This is a genomic window from Chelativorans intermedius (assembly GCF_025398255.1).
Lineage (GTDB): Bacteria > Pseudomonadota > Alphaproteobacteria > Rhizobiales > Rhizobiaceae > Chelativorans > Chelativorans intermedius.
Window position 1 is genome coordinate 1 of the sequence record NZ_JAODNW010000028.1, and the last position, 18,279, is coordinate 18,279.

The window sequence follows — 18,279 nt, forward strand, 5'->3', positions numbered from 1 at the left end:
AGCCTATCCGCCTCTCCCAACACCTTAACCGCATCAGGATCATTGGCCGCTCACAGCCCATTCATGCCATCTCCTTGTTGGTTTGCGTGTCTGCGTGGACGGTTTCGAAGAATTCCGGGCGTGCCTCGGTGATCGCGGGAAGATCGGTCAGGATCTTGCGCAGATGCCCGCGCATGGCCTGCTCGGCCGCCTGCCCGTCCCGCCGGGCGATGGCCTCGGCGATTTCCGTGTGCTGGGCGACGAGCGCGCGCTTGGGAAAGTGCAGGGCGGTCAGATAGCGCACCCGGTCCATCTGCGCCTTGACCTCCTCGATCACCTTCCAGGCGTAGGTCTTGCCGGCAGCCTCCGCCAGCGTGCGGTGAAAGCGCTCGTCGAGCGCGATGAAGCGCTCGGCCTCGCTGTCGGCCAATGCGCGTTGGCGCTCGATCTGTGCCCTGAGCTCGCGCACCAGCGCTTCGTCAGCCGATTGGGCGACCAGCTTCACGATGTCGGCCTCGATGGCTTCGCGCACGAAGCGTGCGTCCATCACCGCCGCCGGCGAAATCTTGCGCACCAGCGTGCCGCGCTGCGGGCGGACCTCCACCAGGCCATCCTCGGCGAGCTTGATGAAGGCCTCGCGTACGGGCTGGCGGCTCAGGCCGTAGGCCCTGGCGACCTCGGACTCCGAAAGGCGGCTGCCCGGCGTAAGGTCGGCACCGATGATGCGCTCGCGCAGAATGCGATAGAGTTGCGGCCCGATGGGCGCCCCCTGTTCCAGCCTCCATTGCGCGCGCGTTTCGACATTCATCGGTCATCGCCTCCCACGGCCCTATGTACCTCCATACTTCCATACTAGTCAACAGACAAACTTCCTGCTACCCAGAAGCACTGCCGGACTGGTAGGACAGCCCGGCAGGTGGTTGGCAGCTGTCAATCCCGGCATAGCCGGGCACGGTGTGGAAGCAGGGAGAACCCATGAGGCAGACATGGCGCTGGTTCGGGCCGAGGGATCTGGTCTCGGTGGATGACATGCGGCAGGCAGGCGTGGAAGGTGTCGTCACCGCCCTGCATCACGTGCCGGCCGGCGCGATCTGGACGCCCGAGGAGATTGCCAAGCGTCAGCGCGCGCTTGCGGCAATGGCCAACGGCGCCCCCTCCGGTCTTGCCTGGGAGGTGGCGGAAAGCCTGCCCGTCTCCGAAGACGTCAAGCGCCAGACCGGCGACTGGCGCACGCACATCGCCAACTACAAGACGAGCCTGAGGAATCTCGCCGCCGCAGGCATCGAGGTGGTCTGCTACAACTTCATGCCGGTGCTCGACTGGACGCGCACCGACCTGGCCTGGCGCCTTCCCCACGGTGGCACCTGCATGCGTTTCGATCTCGTCGATTTCGCCGCCTTCGACATCCACATTCTGAAACGGGCGGGGGCGGCGGAGGATTTCCCCGCCGCCGTGGCCGAGGAAGCCGCCCGCCGCTTTGCGGCGATGGACGAGGAACGCAAGCGCAGCCTTGCCCGCAATGTCGCCTTCGGCCTGCCGGGAGCGGCCGAGAACCTGACGCTTGAGGGACTGCGCGCGCATCTCGATGCCTATGGCGCCATTTCCGCCGAGCGTCTGCGCAGCCACCTCGTCGCCTTTCTGGAGGAGGTGGTGCCGGTGGCCGAGGAGGCCGGCATCCGGCTGTGCTGCCACCCGGACGACCCGCCTTTCCCCCTGCTCGGGCTGCCGCGCATCATGTCGACCGAGGCCGACTATGCGGCGATCATGAAGGCTGTCGATTCGCCAGCCAACGGGATTACGCTCTGCTCCGGCTCCCTGGGTGCGCGGCCCGACAACGATCTGCCGGGAATGATGCGGCGGCTGGGGAGCCGCGTGCACTTCCTGCACCTTCGCAACGTCACGCGCGAGGGCCATGCCGTGGCGTCGTCTTTCTTCGAGGACGAGCATTTGCGGGGCGGCACCGATATGGTAGCTCTGATCGCCGAGGTGCTGAAGGAGGAGGCGCACCGCCGCAAGGCCGGGCGGGCGGACCATTCGATTCCCATGCGACCGGATCACGGGCAGGACATTCTCGACGATCTGAAGCGCCAGGCGCAGCCGGGCTATCCGGCGATTGGCCGCCTCAAGGGACTGGCGGAGTTGCGCGGCATCATCACCGCCCTGTCCCATCCACAATACGGGATCGGCACATGATTGCACGGTTGTCCCTCGACACGCTCGCCCAGGTGCCGGAAACGGTGGCGCGGCCCGGCTACGAGCCGGCACGCCATGGTGCCGGCATCGTCCATATCGGCGTCGGTGCCTTTCACAGGGCGCATCAGGCCGTCTATACCGACGCCGCCCTTGCCGGGGCAGGGGGCGACTGGCGCATCGACGGCATCAGCCTGCGCAGCACGCAGATTGCCGACGCGCTCAACCCGCAGCACGGGCTTTATTCGCTCATCGAGCGGGGTGAGGAAGGGGCCTCGGCGCGCGTCGTGGGCAGCCTTCGCCGCGTCATCGCCGCCGCGCGTGACGGGCAGGCACCGCTGGCTGCCCTTGCCGCGCCCGAGACACGCATCGTCAGCCTCACCGTCACCGAAAAGGCCTACGGCATCGACCGGGCGCGCGGCTGCGCCGACGAGGCGCATCCGGCCGTCGCCGCCGACCTTGCCGCGGCGCGCCGGCCGCAGGGCGTGCTCGGCCTTCTGTGCGAGGGGCTGCGATTGCGCAAGGAACAGGGCCTTCCGCCCTTCACCATTCTGTGCTGCGACAATCTGCCGGACAATGGCGGCCTGGTGCGCACCGGCCTTGTGGACTTCGCTGCCCGGCTCGATCCGTCACTGGCGGATTGGATCGGCGCCGCGGTTGCCTTCCCCTCCACCATGGTCGACCGCATCACGCCCGCGCCCACGGAAGAGACCCAGGCCAAGGCGCAGCGTCTGCTCGGCCTTGCCGACCTGGCGGCGGTGGAGGCGGAACCCTTCACCCAATGGGTGGTCGAGGATCACTTCCCGACCGGCCGCCCGGCCTGGGAGCAGGGTGGCGCCATCTTCGTCGCGGATGTCGCGCCCTACGAGGCCATGAAGCTCAGAATGCTCAACGGCACCCACTCCATGATGGCCTATACGGGGTTTCTGTGCGGCCACAAATATGTGCGCGACGTCATGCGCGATGGCGCGCTGGCAAGGCTGGTGCGCCGGCATCTCAAGGCGGCGGCCGCCACGCTGGGGCCGCTCGACGGCATCGACACGAAAGACTATGCCGATGTGCTGGCGCGGCGCTTCGCCAATCCGGCCATCGCCCACGAGACCTATCAGATCGCCATGGACGGCACCGAGAAACTGCCCCAGCGCATTGCCGCGCCCGCCCTGCACGCATTGGTGCACGGCCAGAAACTGCGCCCCTTCGCCTTCGCGGTGGCTGCCTGGATGCGCTATTGCCTGGGCCGCGGCGAGGATGGGGCGGCCTACGCCCTGCGCGACCCGCGCGAGGCGGCCATCGCTGCCGCCGTGAAGGGGGTGGAGGGGGACGCGCGCGGGATCTGCCGGGCACTTTCCGCGCTTCCGGGGCTCTTCCCGGCCAGGCTGGTGCAGAACGCCTACTGGCAGGAGGAGGTGGAGACCGTTCTCTCGGCAATGCTGGAAAAGGGCGTGGCCGACACGGTGCGCAGGGAGGCCGAGGGGCTGCCCGCCGGCGGCTGAGGCAGCGGCTATGTCCGCGATTCGCTTTGCGCGGATGCTTCAAGCTCCGCGTCTGGAATATCGTCGAAAGACGCATAGTTGAGGTTGTAGAGCTTGGCATAGAGCCCGCCCCGTCGCATCAGCTCGTCGTGATTGCCGGTCTCCGCCACCTGGCCGTTCTGCAGGACGATGATGCGGTCGGCGCCTCGGATGGTGGCCAGCCGATGCGCGATGACGAGGCCGGTGCGACCGCGAAGCAGCCTCACCAGCGCCTTCTGGATCAGCATTTCGGTGTAGCTGTCGATGTTGGCCGTGGCCTCGTCGAGCACCAGGATCTTGGCATCCGCCACCAGCGCGCGCGCAAAGCTCAAGAGCTGGCGCTGGCCGAGCGAGAGATTGCCGCCGCGCTCGCCGAGCGGCGCGTCATAGCCGCCCTTGAGCCGCAGGATGAAGTCGTGCGCTCCCACCGCCTTTGCCGCCTCGATCACCTCCTCGCGGCTGGCGTCCTGCCTGTGGTAGCGGATGTTCTCCAGCACCGTGCCGGTGAACAGGAAGGGTTCCTGCAACACCATGGCGATCTGTCGCCCGAGCGACTCCTGGGTGAGATCGCGCACATCGTGGCCGCCCACCAGGACCTGGCCTTCCTGCACGTCGTAGAAACGGTGGACGAGCGCCATGGCCGAGGACTTTCCCGAGCCCGTGGGCCCGACAAGCGCCACCGTCTCGCCGGGATTGACACGGAAGGAAACATTCTTGAGCACCGGTTGGTTCGGATTGTAGCCGAAGGTGACGTGGCGGAATTCCACCGAGCCGTCCATGTCGGGCGGCAGAACCACCGCGTCGGGTTTGTCCTTCACCTCGATCCTGACATCGAGCACCTCAATCAGCCGCTTGCCCGAGGCCATGGCACGCTGCATGACCGAATATTGCAGGGTGAGCGAGCGGATCGGGTCGAAAAAACGCTGGATATAGAACAGGAAGGCGACCATGATTCCGACATCCAGCCGGCCGTTCAGGACCATGGACCCGCCCGCAACGATCACCACCGCCATGGCAAGCCCGGTGAGGCTGTCGACAATGGGCACCATGACCTGCGCATATTTCGCCGCTGTCAGATGCGTCTTGAGATTGGCGCGGGCCTTGTCGTCGTAGAGGGTGAAATTGACCTGCTGACGGTCCATGGACTGCACCGCCCGCACGCCGTGAATGGCCTCCGCCAGCGCGCCATTGGCCACCGAATTGGTCTCGTGGGCCGCCATGAAGGCCGCCCGCGCCCGGGGCAGCCAGAAAATGCGTACGATGAAGAGGACCGGCATCACCGAGAGTGTGAGCAGCCCCAGACGGAAATCGAGCCACAGGAGCACGAAGACAATACCGAACAGGAGCACGATGTCGCCCACCGACAGAACCGAGGTCTCCAGAAACTCCTGCATGGAGTTCACATCGCCCTGAAGCCGCGACATGAGCCGACCGACCTCCGTCTTGTCCATGAAGGACAGCGACACCCTCTGGAGATGGCCGAACATGGCGCGGCGAATATCGAACAGCACATTCTCCGCCATCTGGCCGACCACCGTTTCCTGAACATAGCTGGCGCCGTAATTGACGAGGATGGCGAGCGCGAAGGCGGCGACCGCCAGCAGGAGGGCAGGGCGGTCCACGCCGCCGGGCGTCATGCCGTGGTCGATGGCATAGCGGATGATGAGCGGGATCAGGAGCTGCGTGGCGGTAAAGACCAGAACCGCGGCCACGGAAACGATCACCTTCGCCCGATAGGGGCGCACGAAGGCCCAGATGCGCTTGACGACATTCTTGTCGAAGGCGCGGCCGAACATCTCCTCCTCGATGCGATGCGAGCCGACAACGGCGCGCGGCGGGCGCTGCCCGTCGCCGCCCGTCTCGCCGCGTTCGGCTTCCGTTTCGGCTGCGCTGCTGTCGGCCATCACGTTCCGCCTTCCGTCTCTTCCAGCATCTCGTCGCCGGGCCGGACCTGCAGGTCGTAGAGCGCCTTGTAGCGCCCGCCGAGGGCGAGGAGCTCCTCATGGGTGCCGCGCTCGACGATGGCGCCGCCCTCCACGAACAGGATCTGATCGGCATGCATCAGCGAGCTGAGCCTGTGGGCGATGACGATCGTCACCCTGTCCCCGGCAAAGCGCCGCATGGCCGAACGGATGCGCTGCTCCGTCGCCGCGTCGATGGCCGCGGTGGAATCGTCGAAGACGATGACAGAGGGACGCAGCATCAGGGTGCGGGCAATGGAAAGGCGCTGGCGCTGACCGCCCGAAAGGGAGACGCCGCGCTCTCCCACCACCGTGCCATAGCCGGCCGGCAGGCCGAGCACATAATTGTGAAGCTGCGCATACTCGCTGGCGCGTGCGATGCGCCGTTCCTTCGCCCACGGGTCGCCATAGGCGATGTTGTTCTCGATGGTGGTGGTGAACAGGAAGGAATCCTGCTGAACGACGGCGACCGCCCTGCGCAGCGAGGCTAGCGTCGCCTTGCGGATGTCCTGCCCGTCGATGCGGATGGCACCGTCGGTCACGTCGTAGAAGCGGGGAATGAGATGGGCGATCGTCGACTTGCCGGAGCCTGGCGGACCGACAATGCCGATGGTCTGGCCCTTCCTCGCCTCGAAGCTCACATTCCGCAGGATCGGCCTGTCCGGCGCATCCGGGTAGGAAAAGGACACATTCTCGAAAGTCAGCGTGCCATCCCCGATCTCGAGGGGCCTGGCATCCGGCGCGTCCTTGATGGCGATTTCGAGATCGAGCAGGCCGAACAGCCTCGCCCCGCAGGTGGAGGCGCGGGCAAAGGCGTTGACCATCATGCCGAGCTGGCGCACCGGCATCTGCAGGATGGTCATGAAGGTGAGAAAGGTGGTGAGCGTGCCGACGCTGATCTCTCCAGCCGTCACCTTGCCACCTCCCACCCACAGCACCAGCCCCATGGCGAGGAAGAAGGAAAAGGTCATGGCCGAGGTGTTGCGCACGCGGATGCCGACACGTTCATGCGCCAGCGCGAGCGCGTTCTTCGAGGCGCGGTCGAACTTGGCCATCTCGTGGGCCTGAGCGGCGAAGGCGCGTACCACGCGAATGCCGCCGAGATTTTCCTCCATGACGCGGGAGAGCACCGAAAGCCGCTCCTGCAGCTCCAGCCAGGTGGCGCGCAGCCTGAGCCGCGTGACGGCCGAGCGCCAGCCGACGAAGGGAACGAAGCTGAGCGCAAGCAGGCCGAGTACAAGATCGGTGGACAGAAGAAGATAGGCGCCGATGCCGATCAGCATGCACAGCAGGACGGCGCGCACCAGGGCCGTCGAAAAATACATGCGCACACCTTCCAGGTCGAGCATGCCGATGGTGATGAGATCTCCCGAGTGCACCTGGTCGTGGAAGGAAAAGGAAAGGCGCTGGATCTTCTCGTAGCAGGCAAGCCTGAGCTCGTAGCCGATGTGGTGTCCCACGGCTTCGGCAAAATAGTTCTGCAGCATGGTGAAGAGGCCGCGCAGCGTGCTGACGGCAAGCAGCAGAAGCGCCGACAGCCACAACGCCTCCTGCGCGGCAGCCCCCGCCGCCCCGCCACCCATGACGCTCTGCGTCTGATCCACCGCCTGGCCCAGAAGCCGGGGGATCATCAGCTGCAGGGTGGCGGCAATGACGGTCGAACCGATGGCGAGGCTCACCTGCCAGGGATGGCGGAGATTCATGCGGGTGATGCGAAGAAGGACGCTGAGGCCCTGGCCCCAGCCGGCCGCCTCCACATGCGCGAACGAATTCCGCGGCTTCGTCGCGTTGCCGATGGCATTGCTGCTCAAGGTGCTATCCAGACTGAATGCGCCCCTGCGGGCGCCGGCGGGCCGCACGACTCGCCGCTGACGATCAATTTGCCGGCAATTAGTGCCTAAAAGGGCAGCAAGTTCAAGGCCACCGGGTGCGAAGTCACAGGCGCGCCCCCGGCGTCAGCTCCTTTCCTGCCGCGCAAGCAGCGCGTCGACCTCGGCAAGTGTCGGCATGGAAGGCGCGGTACCGGGGCGGGTGACGGAAATGCCGGCGACCGCACAGCCGAAGCGAACCGCCTGCGCAGGCGCCAGCCCGCGCGCCAGCGCTGCGGCAAAACCGCCGTTGAAGGCATCGCCGGCACCGGTCGTTTCCACCACCGGGCCGGCGTCGAAGGCCGGCAGGTGCCGGCTCTCGCCTTTCCCCAGCAGGAAGGCGCCGCGCTCGCCGAGCGTAATCACCGCCGCCCCGACACCCTTTTCGAGAAGCGTCCGCGCTGCGCGCTGCGCATCCTCGACAGAGGCGACGGCGATGCCCGTCAGCGCTTCGGCCTCGGTCTCGTTGGGGGTGATGTAGTCGCACAGGCCGAAGATCTCCGCCGGAAGCTCCGTCGCGGGCGCCGGGTTGAGCACCGTCGTCACGCCGGCCTCGCGGGCAATGGCCAATCCCCGCATCGCCGCCGCGACGGGCTGTTCGAGCTGCGTGACGAACACGCCGGCGGAGCGGATGAGGTCGGCCCGGGCGTCGACATCCTCCGGCGAGATGAGCATTGCCGCACCTGGACAGACAATGATCGCGTTGTCGCCGCTTGCCTCCTCCACGAAGATGTAGGCCGCGCCCGTATAGCTCTCGGGCGTCTCGACGACGGCCGGCTCCACGCCCGCCTCCCGCCACGTGGCAAGCGCCATGTCGGCGAAGGGATCGCGCCCCAGCCGCGTGATGAAGCTGACCCGCGCACCGAGCCTTGCGGCGGCCACCGCCTGGTTCGAGCCCTTGCCGCCCGGCCCCAGCTTGAAGGCGCTGCCGAGCAGGGTCTCGCCCATGCGCGGCTGGCGGGCGGCGCGATAGGCCGTGTCGGCGACAAAGACGCCGAGAATGACGACCGGCTTTCCCTCCCGCATGGGGTCAGTCCTCGTCCGGCGGGATGACACCCTTGCGGAAGGCAAAGCAGCCGTAGAACCGGCGTTCGCCCGTCTGGATGACGCAGTAGGCCTGTTTCGCGCGCTCGTAAAAGGCATAGCGCTCGATGCCGATCATCGGCCAGGGCCGGCCCTGCGCCGCGTCCACCGCCTTCTGCACCTCCACCTGCACGGCAGGCACCGTGTCGGGCTCGCCGACAACCTCCATGCGCGCGGCCGCATCGTCGACGAAGGTGTCGAGCGGATAAACCGACAGGACGGCGGCAGCAACCCGCGGCGCCGGCGCGTCGATGCGCAACAGGCGGCCAAGGCGCGTCTGCCGGGCCACGGAATCGGCAGGAAAATTGGTGTCGGCAATGATCAGGTCGTCGCCATGGCCCATGGCTCTCAGCGCGAACAGCACGTCGGCGTTGAGCAGCGGGTCGATTCCCTTGAGCATGTCTCCTCCCTCAAATCAGGCGACGGAATGCCCGCCGCTCCCGAAGCGATTGTCAAAGCCTCTGTCCCGTCTCGGCATGAAACAGGTGCACCTGATCGGGCCGCGGGCGCAGGCGGATCGTGTCGCCCGGGCGAAAGCTGTGGCGTTCGCGAAAGAGCGCCACGAGATCGTTGCCGGCGAAATTCACGAAGACCAGGGTTTCCGAGCCCGTCGGCTCCACCACCGAGATGCGGGCCGGAAAGCCGTCATCGGCCAGTTCCAGATGCTCCGGCCGGATGCCAAGCATGATCGGCTGGCCATGCTCGACCCCGTGGGTGCCCGCGATGGGCAAACGGATGTCTTCGACCTGCACGGCCGCCTCGCCGCCGTCCATGCGGGCCTTCAGGATGTTCATGGAGGGCGAGCCGATGAAGCCCGCCACGAACAGATTTGCCGGCCGATCGAAAATCTCCAGCGGCTCGCCGATCTGCTCGACCCGGCCGTCCTGCATGACGACGATCCGGTCGGCCATTGTCATCGCCTCCACCTGATCATGGGTCACGTAGACGGTGGTCGTCTTCAGCCGCTGATGCAGCTCCTTGATCTCGGTGCGCATCTGCACCCGCAGCTTGGCATCCAGATTGGACAGCGGCTCGTCGAAGAGGAAGACCTGCGGATCGCGCACGATGGCCCGGCCCATGGCCACGCGCTGGCGCTGACCGCCCGACAATTGCCGCGGATAGCGCTCGAGATAGGGGGCAAGCCCCAGGATCTCGGCGGCCCGGCCGACGCGCTCCTCCACCTCGCTGGCCGGCATGCCGCGCAGGCGCAGCGCGAAGGCCATGTTGTCCTTGACGCGCATATGCGGATAGAGCGCGTAGTTCTGGAACACCATGGCGATGTCGCGCTCGGAGGGCGGCAGGTGATTGACGATGCGCTCGCCCACCAGAATGGCGCCGCGCGTGACGCTTTCGAGCCCCGCGATCATGCGCAAAAGGGTGGACTTGCCGCATCCCGAAGGCCCCACGAGAACGACGAATTCCCCGTCCGCGATGTCGATGTCCACACCGTGAATCACCTCCACCGCGCCGAATGACTTGCGGACCTTCCGCACCGTGACGCTCGACATTGCTCCTCCCGCACTCGATGGCAAGAACAGACGAGCCGGCGCGCAATGTCAATCGCAAACAGGGCCGGCGCGGCGGGGCAGGCGGCGGCACGTTTCGTTTTTCCGGTTTCCCGTCACGCCGGCTGCGATATAGGCTTGGGCGCGGCAGAAAGGCTCAAGGAGGTGGCATGGAACAGGGCCTGGTGTTCATCGGCGGCAAATGGCAAAGGCCACGGGGTGGGCAGACGCTGCCCGCAATTTCGCCGTCCACGGGGGGTGAGATCGGTGTCATTGCGCGCGGCACGGCGGCGGACATCGAGGAGGCCGTGAGCGCTGCGCGAGGTGCCTTCGAGGGAGGATGGGGCGCGATGCCGGCCTTCGAGCGCGGGCGCCTGCTGCGAAAGCTGGGCGAGACCATTCTCGACCACCTGGAGGAGCTGACCGAGATCGAAGCCCGCGACACCGGCAAGCCGCTGAGGCTTTCCCGCAACGACATCAGGGCGGCGGCGCGCTATTTCGAGTTCTACGGCGGCGCGGCCGACAAGATCCATGGCGAGACGATCCCCTTCCTTTCCGGGTATCAGGTCATGGTTCTGCGCGAGCCGCGCGGCGTGACCGGCCACATCATTCCCTGGAACTATCCCGCCCAGATGTTCGGCCGCACAATCGGCGCGACGCTCGCCGCGGGAAATGCCGCCGTGCTCAAGCCGGCCGAGGAAGCCTGCCTGTCCTGTCTGCGCCTCGCGGAGCTCGCCGCCGGCGTGGGCCTTCCCGAAGGCGCCATCAATGTCGTGCCGGGCCTGGGCGAGGAGGCGGGCGCGGCGCTTTCGGCGCATCCCGGCATCGACCTTCTCTCCTTCACCGGCTCACCGGAAGTGGGAACGCTGGTGCAGAAGGCGGCAGCGGAACACCACGTGCCCTGCATTCTGGAGCTTGGCGGCAAGTCCCCGCAGATCGTCTTCTCCGATGCCGACATGGCCAGGGCCATCGAGACCATCGTTGCTGCCGTCGTCCAGAACACGGGGCAGACCTGTTCGGCCGGCAGCCGCGTGCTTGTCGAACGCAGCGTATACGAGGAGTTCCTGGCCACGCTTGCGCGACGCTTTTCTCAGGTGCGGGCAGGACCGCATGACCGCGACCTTGACTGCGGCCCCCTGATCTCGGCCGCGCAGAAGCGGCGTGTGGAAGGCTTCATGGCGCGTGCCCGCCGCGACGGCATCGACATCGCCGCACAGGGCCAGATCCACGAGAGCGCGCCGGCTGGAGGCTTCTACGTGGTGCCGACGCTCTACAGCATGGTGCCGCGCGCCCACGAGCTGGCGCGCGAGGAGGTGTTCGGTCCCGTCCTGTCCGCCCTGCCATTCGACGACGAAGCCGATGCGATACGGCTCGCCAACGCCACCGACTACGGGCTTATCGCCGGCATCTGGACGGAATCCGGCGCCCGCCAGATGCGGCTCGCCAAGGCGGTGCGCGCCGGCCAGGTCTTCGTGAACGGCTATGGCGCGGGCGGCGGCATCGAGCTGCCTTTCGGAGGCGTCAAGCGCAGCGGCCACGGACGGGAAAAGGGCTTCGAGGCGCTGCGCGAGTTCACCGTCGCAAAGACCGTCGTCTTCAACCACGGCTGACGGTCCCGCATTTCGGGTGACAGCCCTACGCCTCGCGCGGGAAGAGCTGCGCCTTGCCGACATCGAAATCGAAGCCGATCCGCGTGCCGGTTGCGTAGACGCGGTCTTCGGAAAGGGCTGCGATCAGCGGCTTGCCGTCCTTGAGCGCCACCTCCACGATCGTCTCCGAGCCAAGCCGCTCGGTGAGCGAGATGATGCCATGCAGCTTGCCGGCGGCATCCTCGACCGGGCGCAGATATTGCGGCCGCACGCCCAGGATGGCATGGTCCCCGTCGGCGAACGGGCGCCCGCGCGTGCTCACGACGATGGGGTCGAGAGCCTCGTTGGAAACGCGCGCCTCGCCACCTCGAACCGATTCCACCACCACCTCGATGAAGTTCATCGACGGTGCGCCGAGAAAGCCCGCGACGAAGAGGTTGGCCGGCTCGTGGTAAAGCTCCATGGGGGCCCCCACCTGCATGACCTTGCCATCCTTCAGGACCACGATCTTGTCGGCCAAAGTCATCGCCTCCACCTGATCGTGGGTAACGTAGATCATCGTTGCCGCGAGCTTCTGATGAAGCTTGCCGATCTCCATGCGCATGTCCATGCGCAATGCCGCATCGAGGTTCGAGAGAGGCTCGTCGAAGAGGAACACCTTGGGGTCGCGCACGATGGCGCGGCCGATGGCGACACGCTGGCGCTGACCGCCGGAAAGCTGGCTTGGCCGCCGGTCCAGCAGATGCTCCATCTGCAGGATGCGCGCGGCCTCCTGCACCTTGCGCTCCTTTTCCGCCCTCGGCGTCCTGTTGATGGTCAGGCCAAAGGCCACGTTCTCGCGCACGGTCATATGGGGGAAGATCGCATAGGTCTGAAACACCATCGCGATGCCGCGCTCCTTGGGCGGCAGATCGTTGACGACCCTGCCGTCGATCTCGATCGTGCCTGCGGTGATGTCCTCAAGGCCGGAGATCATGCGCAGCAGCGTGGACTTTCCGCAGCCCGAAGGGCCGACAAAGACAACGAACTCACCATCTTCGATGTCGATGTTGACGCCGCGGATGACCTCGACGGAGCCGTAGGATTTGCGCACATCGGTCAGCTTGACGGTTGCCATGGCCGTTACTCCGCAGCCTGTGCATCGGGCACGACACGCAGAAGGCCCTCCTCATCCACGATCACCGGCTCGGGGTCCATCACATAGCCGCCGAAGCGACCGTCGGGCTGCTGGTCGGCAAATCCCATGATCACCAGGCCGTCCCCGGTCTTCAGGATGCGGGCCGCATACCGGCGGCAGGGCAGGGACCCGTCGAGGAAGCGCCCGGGTGCGATGCGCCACGGGCCGCGGGGCGTATCGCCGATCAGGTAGTGGCTGCCGGTGACCGGGCCGCCCGGCGTGGCCTCGGCCTGTTCCTTCGAGAAATGCTCCGCCGCGGTACAGAACAGACAGTACCAGCGCCCCTTGTGGGCAAAGACCTGCGGCACCTCGAGCTGGCCGTAGCCGCCGATGAAGACAGGCGGCTGGAGCGTCCAGTCGTAGAGATCGCGCGATGTGGCAAAGCCGATCGCGCCTCCGGCATTGGGCTCGGCCACGCCGGCGGCGCGCGCGGTGAAGAACATCAGCCATCCATCCCCCTGGGGATCGCGCATGACCCAAGGGTCGCGCATCGCCCGGTCATGCCAGAGACCCCGCATGTGGTCGGCCTCGTAGAAGGCGGCGTTCGGCCCCGTCAGGTCCAGGCACAGGCCGTCGCCGACACGCGCCCAGGTGTGGAGATCCCGCGAGGTGGCGTGGCCGATGCGCTGGTAGAGCCCTTCCTCGGATTTTCGCGCGCCGGTGTAGAACAGATGCCAAAGGCCGCCGTCGTCCCGCACCACCGATCCGGTCCACGTCGTGAAATCGTCCCAGGCATCGCCCTCGGACGGCTTCAGGGAGGTTCCGTGATGGGTCCAGTTGACGAGATCGGTGGAGGAGGCGTGTCCCTGGCTCACGTTGAAGTGGCGCAGCTCCGGGTTGATCAGCGACTTGTCGGCCTTGAGGAAGAAGGCATGCCAGCGCGCGCCGTCATGGGCGTACCAGCTGTCCCAGATCCATTGATCGTCGAGTGCAAGAACCATTCACGTCTCCCTTAACCCTTGACGCCGGTGGAGGCGATCGAGGCGATGAATGCCCGTTGCAGGGCGAGATAGAAGATGAGAACCGGCACGGTGATCAGCGTCAGATAGGCCATCACCTCGCCCCAGGCCGTGTTGAGCTGGAAGAAATACTGAAGCCCCACCATCACCGGCCGGTAGCTTTCCTCCTGCACGACGATGAGCGGCCAGAGATACTGGTTGTACATCACCAGGAACTTCAGGATGGCGGCCGTTGCCAGGACGGGGCCTGCCAGCGGCATGACCACCCTGCTGTAGATCTGCCACCAGGAGGCGCCTTCGACCCGCGCAGCCTCCACGAGTTCGTGCGGCAGATCCTTGAAATACTGGACGAAGAGAAAGATCGTCAGGCCATCGGCGACCCACGGGATGATCTGCACGCGATAGGTGTTGAGCCAGCCCCATTCGATGCCATCCATGCCAAGCCATGGCAGCTTCGAGACAAGCAGCAGAAGCGGAATGGCAATCGTCTCGAAAGGCACGATCAGCGTGGCAAGGATGACCGCCAGCACCGTGTCACGCCCGTGCCAGTTGAGGAATGCGAAGGAAAAGGCGGCGAGGGAACAGAAGAACAGGCTGAGCGCCACCGTCAGTCCGGTGACGATGATCGAGTTCTTCACGAAGGTCCACACCGGCGCCCGCTCGAACGCTTCCCGGTAGTTCTCAAAGCTCAGATCGCCCACCGGCAGGAAGGCCCGCAGGCTTCCCGTATCCTGCAGAAGCTGCAGGTCGGGCTTGAAGCTCGACATGATCATGAAGACCAGGGGAAACAGAAAGACCACTGCAATGATCGACAGCACGGCATAGCGCACTGCCAGTCGCAGACCATGATTGGCCGGATTGATGGAGGCCATTCTACCGCTCCCTCGTCAGCCATCGCTGGATGAGCGAAACCGTCAGCACGATCAGGAAGAGGATGACGGAGATGGTCGATCCTCCCGAGATGTCCTGCTTGCCATAGCCGCGTTCGACCGACTGGAAGACAAGGGTCTGGGTCGAATCGAGCGGACCGCCCTTTGTCATCACGTCGATCTGCGCAAAGAGCGCGAAACACTGCATGGTGATGACGATGAGGATCAGGATCGCGGTGTTTCTGAGCCCCGGCCATGTGACATAGCGGAAGGTCTGCAAGCGGCTCGCCCCCTCGATCTCGGCAGCCTCGTAGAGCGTCGGGCTTATCGTCTGCAGCCCCGCCAGCCAGATCACCATGTGAAAGCCGACCGCCTGCCAGATCGACATGGCCATGATCGAGCCCAGCGCCGTGTCGGGGTTGCCGAGCCAGTCCACCGGCGTGAACCATCCGAAGGTCAGGGAGGCGAGGAGATTGTTCAAGAGCCCGTCGTTGCCGTCATAGATGAAGCGCCACAGAAGCGAGACAACGACGATCGAAACCACGACCGGCATGAAGTAGATCATGCGGAAGATGTTGATGCCGCGTAGTTTCTGATTGATCAGCAGCGCCAGCACGAGCGCCAGTCCGGCCTGTGTCGGCGCCACGACCAGCACGAAGGTCAGGGTGTTTACCAGCGCCTTCATGAAGACTACGTCGGAGGCGATCACGACCTTCACGTTCTCGCCGGACTGCCAGCGAAACCATTCGCGCATTCCCCGGTACTGCGGGAACGCGTCGCTGCGGGTGATGGTGCGCACGCGCGGATACTGCGCCTCGCCGCGCGCATCGACGAGGATTGCGCCATCCGCGCCCCTCTCGGGCTCCAGCGTGATGACCGCAAGTCCCAGAAGATTGCGGTAGTTTTCAAGCCCTACGAACTGCGTCGGATTGGGCGAGATCAGCCGCTGGTTCGTCATCGACAGCCAGAAGGCGAAGAAGAAGGGCAGGATGATGAAGCCCGCGATCAAGACAAAGCCGGGAAGCGCAAAGCCCCATCCGGCCCGGTTGGAACGGGTCAGCCGTGAAGACATCGAAACCTTCCGCAGGTGAGAACGGGGATTGCGCGGCGCGCGCAACCCCCGCAGGCATCAGTGGCCGTAGCCGTTGTTGCGCTGGATGTCGGCGTCGATCTCGTCGACGGCCGCGTCCAGCGTGTCGGCAACGTCCGCGCCGTTGGCAATGTCGGCCAGCGCCTTCTCGAACACCTTGGCCGCCACGACATAGCCGGGCGTGACGGGGCGAACGAGTGCCTGCTCCTTCGACAGGTCGAAGAACACGGCAAGCGGACCGCCCTCCTTGTAGTTCTTCGTCATCGCTGCGGCGCTCGGCGTGGCCGGGATCAGGCCGATGCCGTCGGAAAACGCGGCCAGATACTTGTCCTGCAACGCAAATTCGATGAAGGCGGCCGCCCCCTCAGGATGCTCGGAGGTGGCCGAGACGCCGAACTGCCAGCTTGCGGCGCCGATCTTCGGCCCGTTCCCGAAATCGGGCGCAGGCAGGAAGACCAGGTCGTCCACCTTCTCCAGCGTGGCGACCGCAGCCCAGTTGCCGTTCCACTGGAAGGCATAGCGGCCGTCGATGAAGCCGGCATCACGGTCGGCGGGATCCTGGCTGGTTCCCGGCGCATAGCCTTCCGCAAAGAGGCTCTGCCACCATTCCCCGAACGCAATCGCGGCGTCGCCGTTCAACACACCGTCAGCGGTCTGATAGGTCGATCTGTCGACGATGTCTCCGCCGAAGCTTTGCAGGAAGGGCGAGAAGGCATAGGGATACCATTCGCCCGTCCAGGCCATGCCGGGGTCGAAGGCATATTCATATTTGCCCGACGCCTTTGCCGCATCGAGCGCGGCCATGAACTCCTCTCCCGTCCACGGCTCTTCCAAGGTGGGCGTGCGCAGACCAAGCTCCTCGAGCGTCGAGCGGCGGGCATAAAGCGCCACGGCGGCGTCCCAAAGCCCCACGGAATAGAGCTCTCCGTCCCAGTAGCCCTTGGTTCCCGGCAGGAAATCGGCGATGACGCTCTCGTCGATCGGCAGCGGCTGCAGGTAGCCCGACCAGGCCCAGTTCGGCATTACCGGCCCATCGACATCGAGAATGTCGGGCAGGTTGCCCGCCAGGGCGGCGGCAACCACCGAGTCGTTGTAGCTGAGCTGGGGGAAGCTTTCGATCACCACCTTCCAGTCGCTCTGACTTGCGTTGAAGTCGTCGACGATCTGGTTGATGATGCGGCTTTCCACCTCGTTTCCGGCGCCGTGATACCACATGGTCAGTTCGGTCTGGGCGGCGGCGGTGCCGGCGACCAGCGTCAATGCCCCTGCGAGGGTGGCCAGGGTTGCTTTCCGTCTCATTCAGTTTTCCTCCCGTGTGATGAGATGGTGATTGAAGTGGCAGGCGGCGGCTGAACGGAATCCCGCCACGCGATCCGCCCCCGAACGCGTTCGGGGGTGCCGTCGGAGTGTGCCTCGCCGCGGATGAGGGCAAGGAGGGTCTCGGCAGCCCGTGCCCCGATCTGTGCATAGGGCAGTTCTGCCGTCGTGAGCTTCGGATAGAGCGACTCGGCGATGGCCCGATAGTCGTCGAAACCCGCCACCGAGATGTCGCGCGGCAACTCCAGCCCGCGCGAGCGCAACAGGCCGTAGGCGCGCACCGCCATGCGGTCGTTGCCGAGACAGATGGCGGTGGGCGGGTCGGAAAGGGCGAGCACCTGATCGAGCGCCCGGGTGAGAAGCCGCTCCTCGGCCTCGGGATCAGGCGGGGTCACATCCGCCTCGATGACGAGCGCCGGGTCGAAGGCAAGCCCCGCTTCCTCAAGAGCCGCGCGATAGCCCTCGGTGCGCAGCCCCGTGGCCACCAGCGACCGGCTCAGCGTGAGATAGGCGATGCGCCTGTGCCCCTCGCCGATCATGCGACGGACAAGCTGGCGCTGGCCCTGCATGTCATCCGGCACGATGGCCGGCGTGCCGGCCGCGTCGAAACAGTTGGCCAGCACCAGCTTCGTCTCGCCGGGCAGGGGAGGCAGCTTCACCTGCTTGTGATAGTCCGCCACGAAGATGATGCCCTCAACGCGGTGCTGCACGAAAGTGCGCAGGAGCGAGGGCACCCGATCGGCGTTGCCGCCGGTATCGGAAATCAGGAGCGTCATGCCTGCGGCTTCGAGGCTTTTCTGGACGCCCTGAACGATGAACAGGTCCGGCAGGCCCGAAAGCGACGGTTGCTCGGGATTGAGGCTGATGGCGCCGGTCACGAGGCCAATCAGACCGGACCGGTTCGAGCGCATGGTGCGCGCCGCGGAGGAGGGGACATAGCCCAGCTCGGCCATCGCCTTCTCGACCGCACGGCGCGTCTCGCGCCCCACCGGCGCATCCCCGTTGAGGACACGGCTTACCGTCTTGGGCGAGACATTCGCGGCCCTGGCCACATCGTAGATCGTGGACATCGTCCTCCCTTCGTCCGCAACATCGGGCATCCCGGAGTGACACCGATGTCATGACATCGGTGTCATAATCGCATGACGGCGACAAAGTCAAGAGAGAACTCCGGCCGCACC

Annotated in this window: 15 protein-coding genes; 3 read left to right on the top strand and 12 right to left on the bottom strand. The window is 65.8% G+C overall.

Features of this window, described 5'->3' with window-relative positions:
• Window positions 1-61: 61 nt before the first annotated feature.
• Entirely contained in the window at window positions 62-787 is a 726-nt protein-coding gene (locus NYR58_RS17560) for a GntR family transcriptional regulator (RefSeq protein ID WP_261522459.1), read from the bottom strand.
• Window positions 788-954: 167 nt separating this feature from the next.
• Between NYR58_RS17560 and uxuA the strand changes: the two genes are divergently transcribed.
• Window positions 955-2,172, top strand: coding sequence for a mannonate dehydratase (uxuA, locus tag NYR58_RS17565; protein WP_261522460.1), 1,218 nt, complete (start codon window positions 955-957; stop codon window positions 2,170-2,172).
• Window positions 2,169-3,662, top strand: coding sequence for a mannitol dehydrogenase family protein (locus NYR58_RS17570; RefSeq protein WP_261522461.1), 1,494 nt, complete (start codon window positions 2,169-2,171; stop codon window positions 3,660-3,662). The genes uxuA and NYR58_RS17570 overlap by 4 nt, the downstream gene beginning before the upstream one ends.
• Before the next feature lie 8 nt (window positions 3,663-3,670).
• On the opposite strand, the gene NYR58_RS17575 is transcribed toward NYR58_RS17570, so the two are convergent.
• From NYR58_RS17575 to NYR58_RS17595, 5 genes are all read right to left on the bottom strand, one after another.
• On the bottom strand, window positions 3,671-5,584 hold the full coding sequence (locus NYR58_RS17575) for an ABC transporter ATP-binding protein (RefSeq protein ID WP_261522462.1): 1,914 nt from the start codon (window positions 5,582-5,584) through the stop codon (window positions 3,671-3,673).
• Window positions 5,584-7,452 carry an ABC transporter ATP-binding protein gene (locus tag NYR58_RS17580; protein WP_261522463.1) on the bottom strand — a complete coding sequence of 623 codons (1,869 nt, stop codon included), beginning with the start codon at window positions 7,450-7,452 and terminating at the stop codon, window positions 5,584-5,586. The genes NYR58_RS17575 and NYR58_RS17580 overlap by 1 nt, the downstream gene beginning before the upstream one ends.
• 144 nt (window positions 7,453-7,596) lie before the next feature.
• On the bottom strand, window positions 7,597-8,535 hold the full coding sequence (gene rbsK / locus NYR58_RS17585; RefSeq protein ID WP_261522464.1) for a ribokinase: 939 nt from the start codon (window positions 8,533-8,535) through the stop codon (window positions 7,597-7,599).
• Window positions 8,536-8,539: 4 nt separating this feature from the next.
• Window positions 8,540-8,992, bottom strand: coding sequence for an RbsD/FucU family protein (locus tag NYR58_RS17590; protein WP_261522465.1), 453 nt, complete (start codon window positions 8,990-8,992; stop codon window positions 8,540-8,542).
• A 52-nt stretch (window positions 8,993-9,044) separates the two neighbouring features.
• Window positions 9,045-10,100 carry an ABC transporter ATP-binding protein gene (locus NYR58_RS17595; protein WP_261522466.1) on the bottom strand — a complete coding sequence of 352 codons (1,056 nt, stop codon included), beginning with the start codon at window positions 10,098-10,100 and terminating at the stop codon, window positions 9,045-9,047.
• 167 nt (window positions 10,101-10,267) lie between these two features.
• Between NYR58_RS17595 and NYR58_RS17600 the strand changes: the two genes are divergently transcribed.
• A complete protein-coding gene (locus tag NYR58_RS17600) occupies window positions 10,268-11,707 on the top strand; it encodes an aldehyde dehydrogenase family protein (protein WP_261522467.1) in 1,440 nt (479 codons plus the stop codon).
• Between the two features lie 25 nt (window positions 11,708-11,732).
• On the opposite strand, the gene NYR58_RS17605 is transcribed toward NYR58_RS17600, so the two are convergent.
• Genes NYR58_RS17605 through NYR58_RS17630 form a run of 6 tightly spaced genes read right to left on the bottom strand, consistent with a single transcriptional unit; the run spans window position 11,733 to window position 18,168 of the window.
• Window positions 11,733-12,803, bottom strand: a complete 1,071-nt coding sequence (locus NYR58_RS17605; RefSeq protein WP_261522468.1) for an ABC transporter ATP-binding protein — start codon at window positions 12,801-12,803, stop codon at window positions 11,733-11,735.
• 5 nt (window positions 12,804-12,808) lie between these two features.
• A complete protein-coding gene (locus tag NYR58_RS17610; RefSeq protein WP_261522469.1) occupies window positions 12,809-13,804 on the bottom strand; it encodes a hypothetical protein in 996 nt (331 codons plus the stop codon).
• An 11-nt stretch (window positions 13,805-13,815) separates the two neighbouring features.
• Window positions 13,816-14,694: a carbohydrate ABC transporter permease gene (locus tag NYR58_RS17615; protein ID WP_261522470.1), complete on the bottom strand. Its 879-nt coding sequence runs from the start codon at window positions 14,692-14,694 to the stop codon at window positions 13,816-13,818.
• Window position 14,695: 1 nt separating this feature from the next.
• The gene (locus NYR58_RS17620; RefSeq protein WP_261522471.1) at window positions 14,696-15,763 is read right to left on the bottom strand and encodes a carbohydrate ABC transporter permease; all 1,068 of its coding nucleotides are present in this window, start codon (window positions 15,761-15,763) and stop codon (window positions 14,696-14,698) included.
• 57 nt (window positions 15,764-15,820) lie between these two features.
• The gene (locus NYR58_RS17625) at window positions 15,821-17,080 is read right to left on the bottom strand and encodes a sugar ABC transporter substrate-binding protein (protein ID WP_261522472.1); all 1,260 of its coding nucleotides are present in this window, start codon (window positions 17,078-17,080) and stop codon (window positions 15,821-15,823) included.
• Window positions 17,077-18,168 (bottom strand): LacI family DNA-binding transcriptional regulator, encoded by a 1,092-nt coding sequence (locus tag NYR58_RS17630; RefSeq protein WP_261522473.1) that lies wholly within the window; start codon window positions 18,166-18,168, stop codon window positions 17,077-17,079. The genes NYR58_RS17625 and NYR58_RS17630 overlap by 4 nt, the downstream gene beginning before the upstream one ends.
• Window positions 18,169-18,279 lie beyond the last annotated feature (111 nt).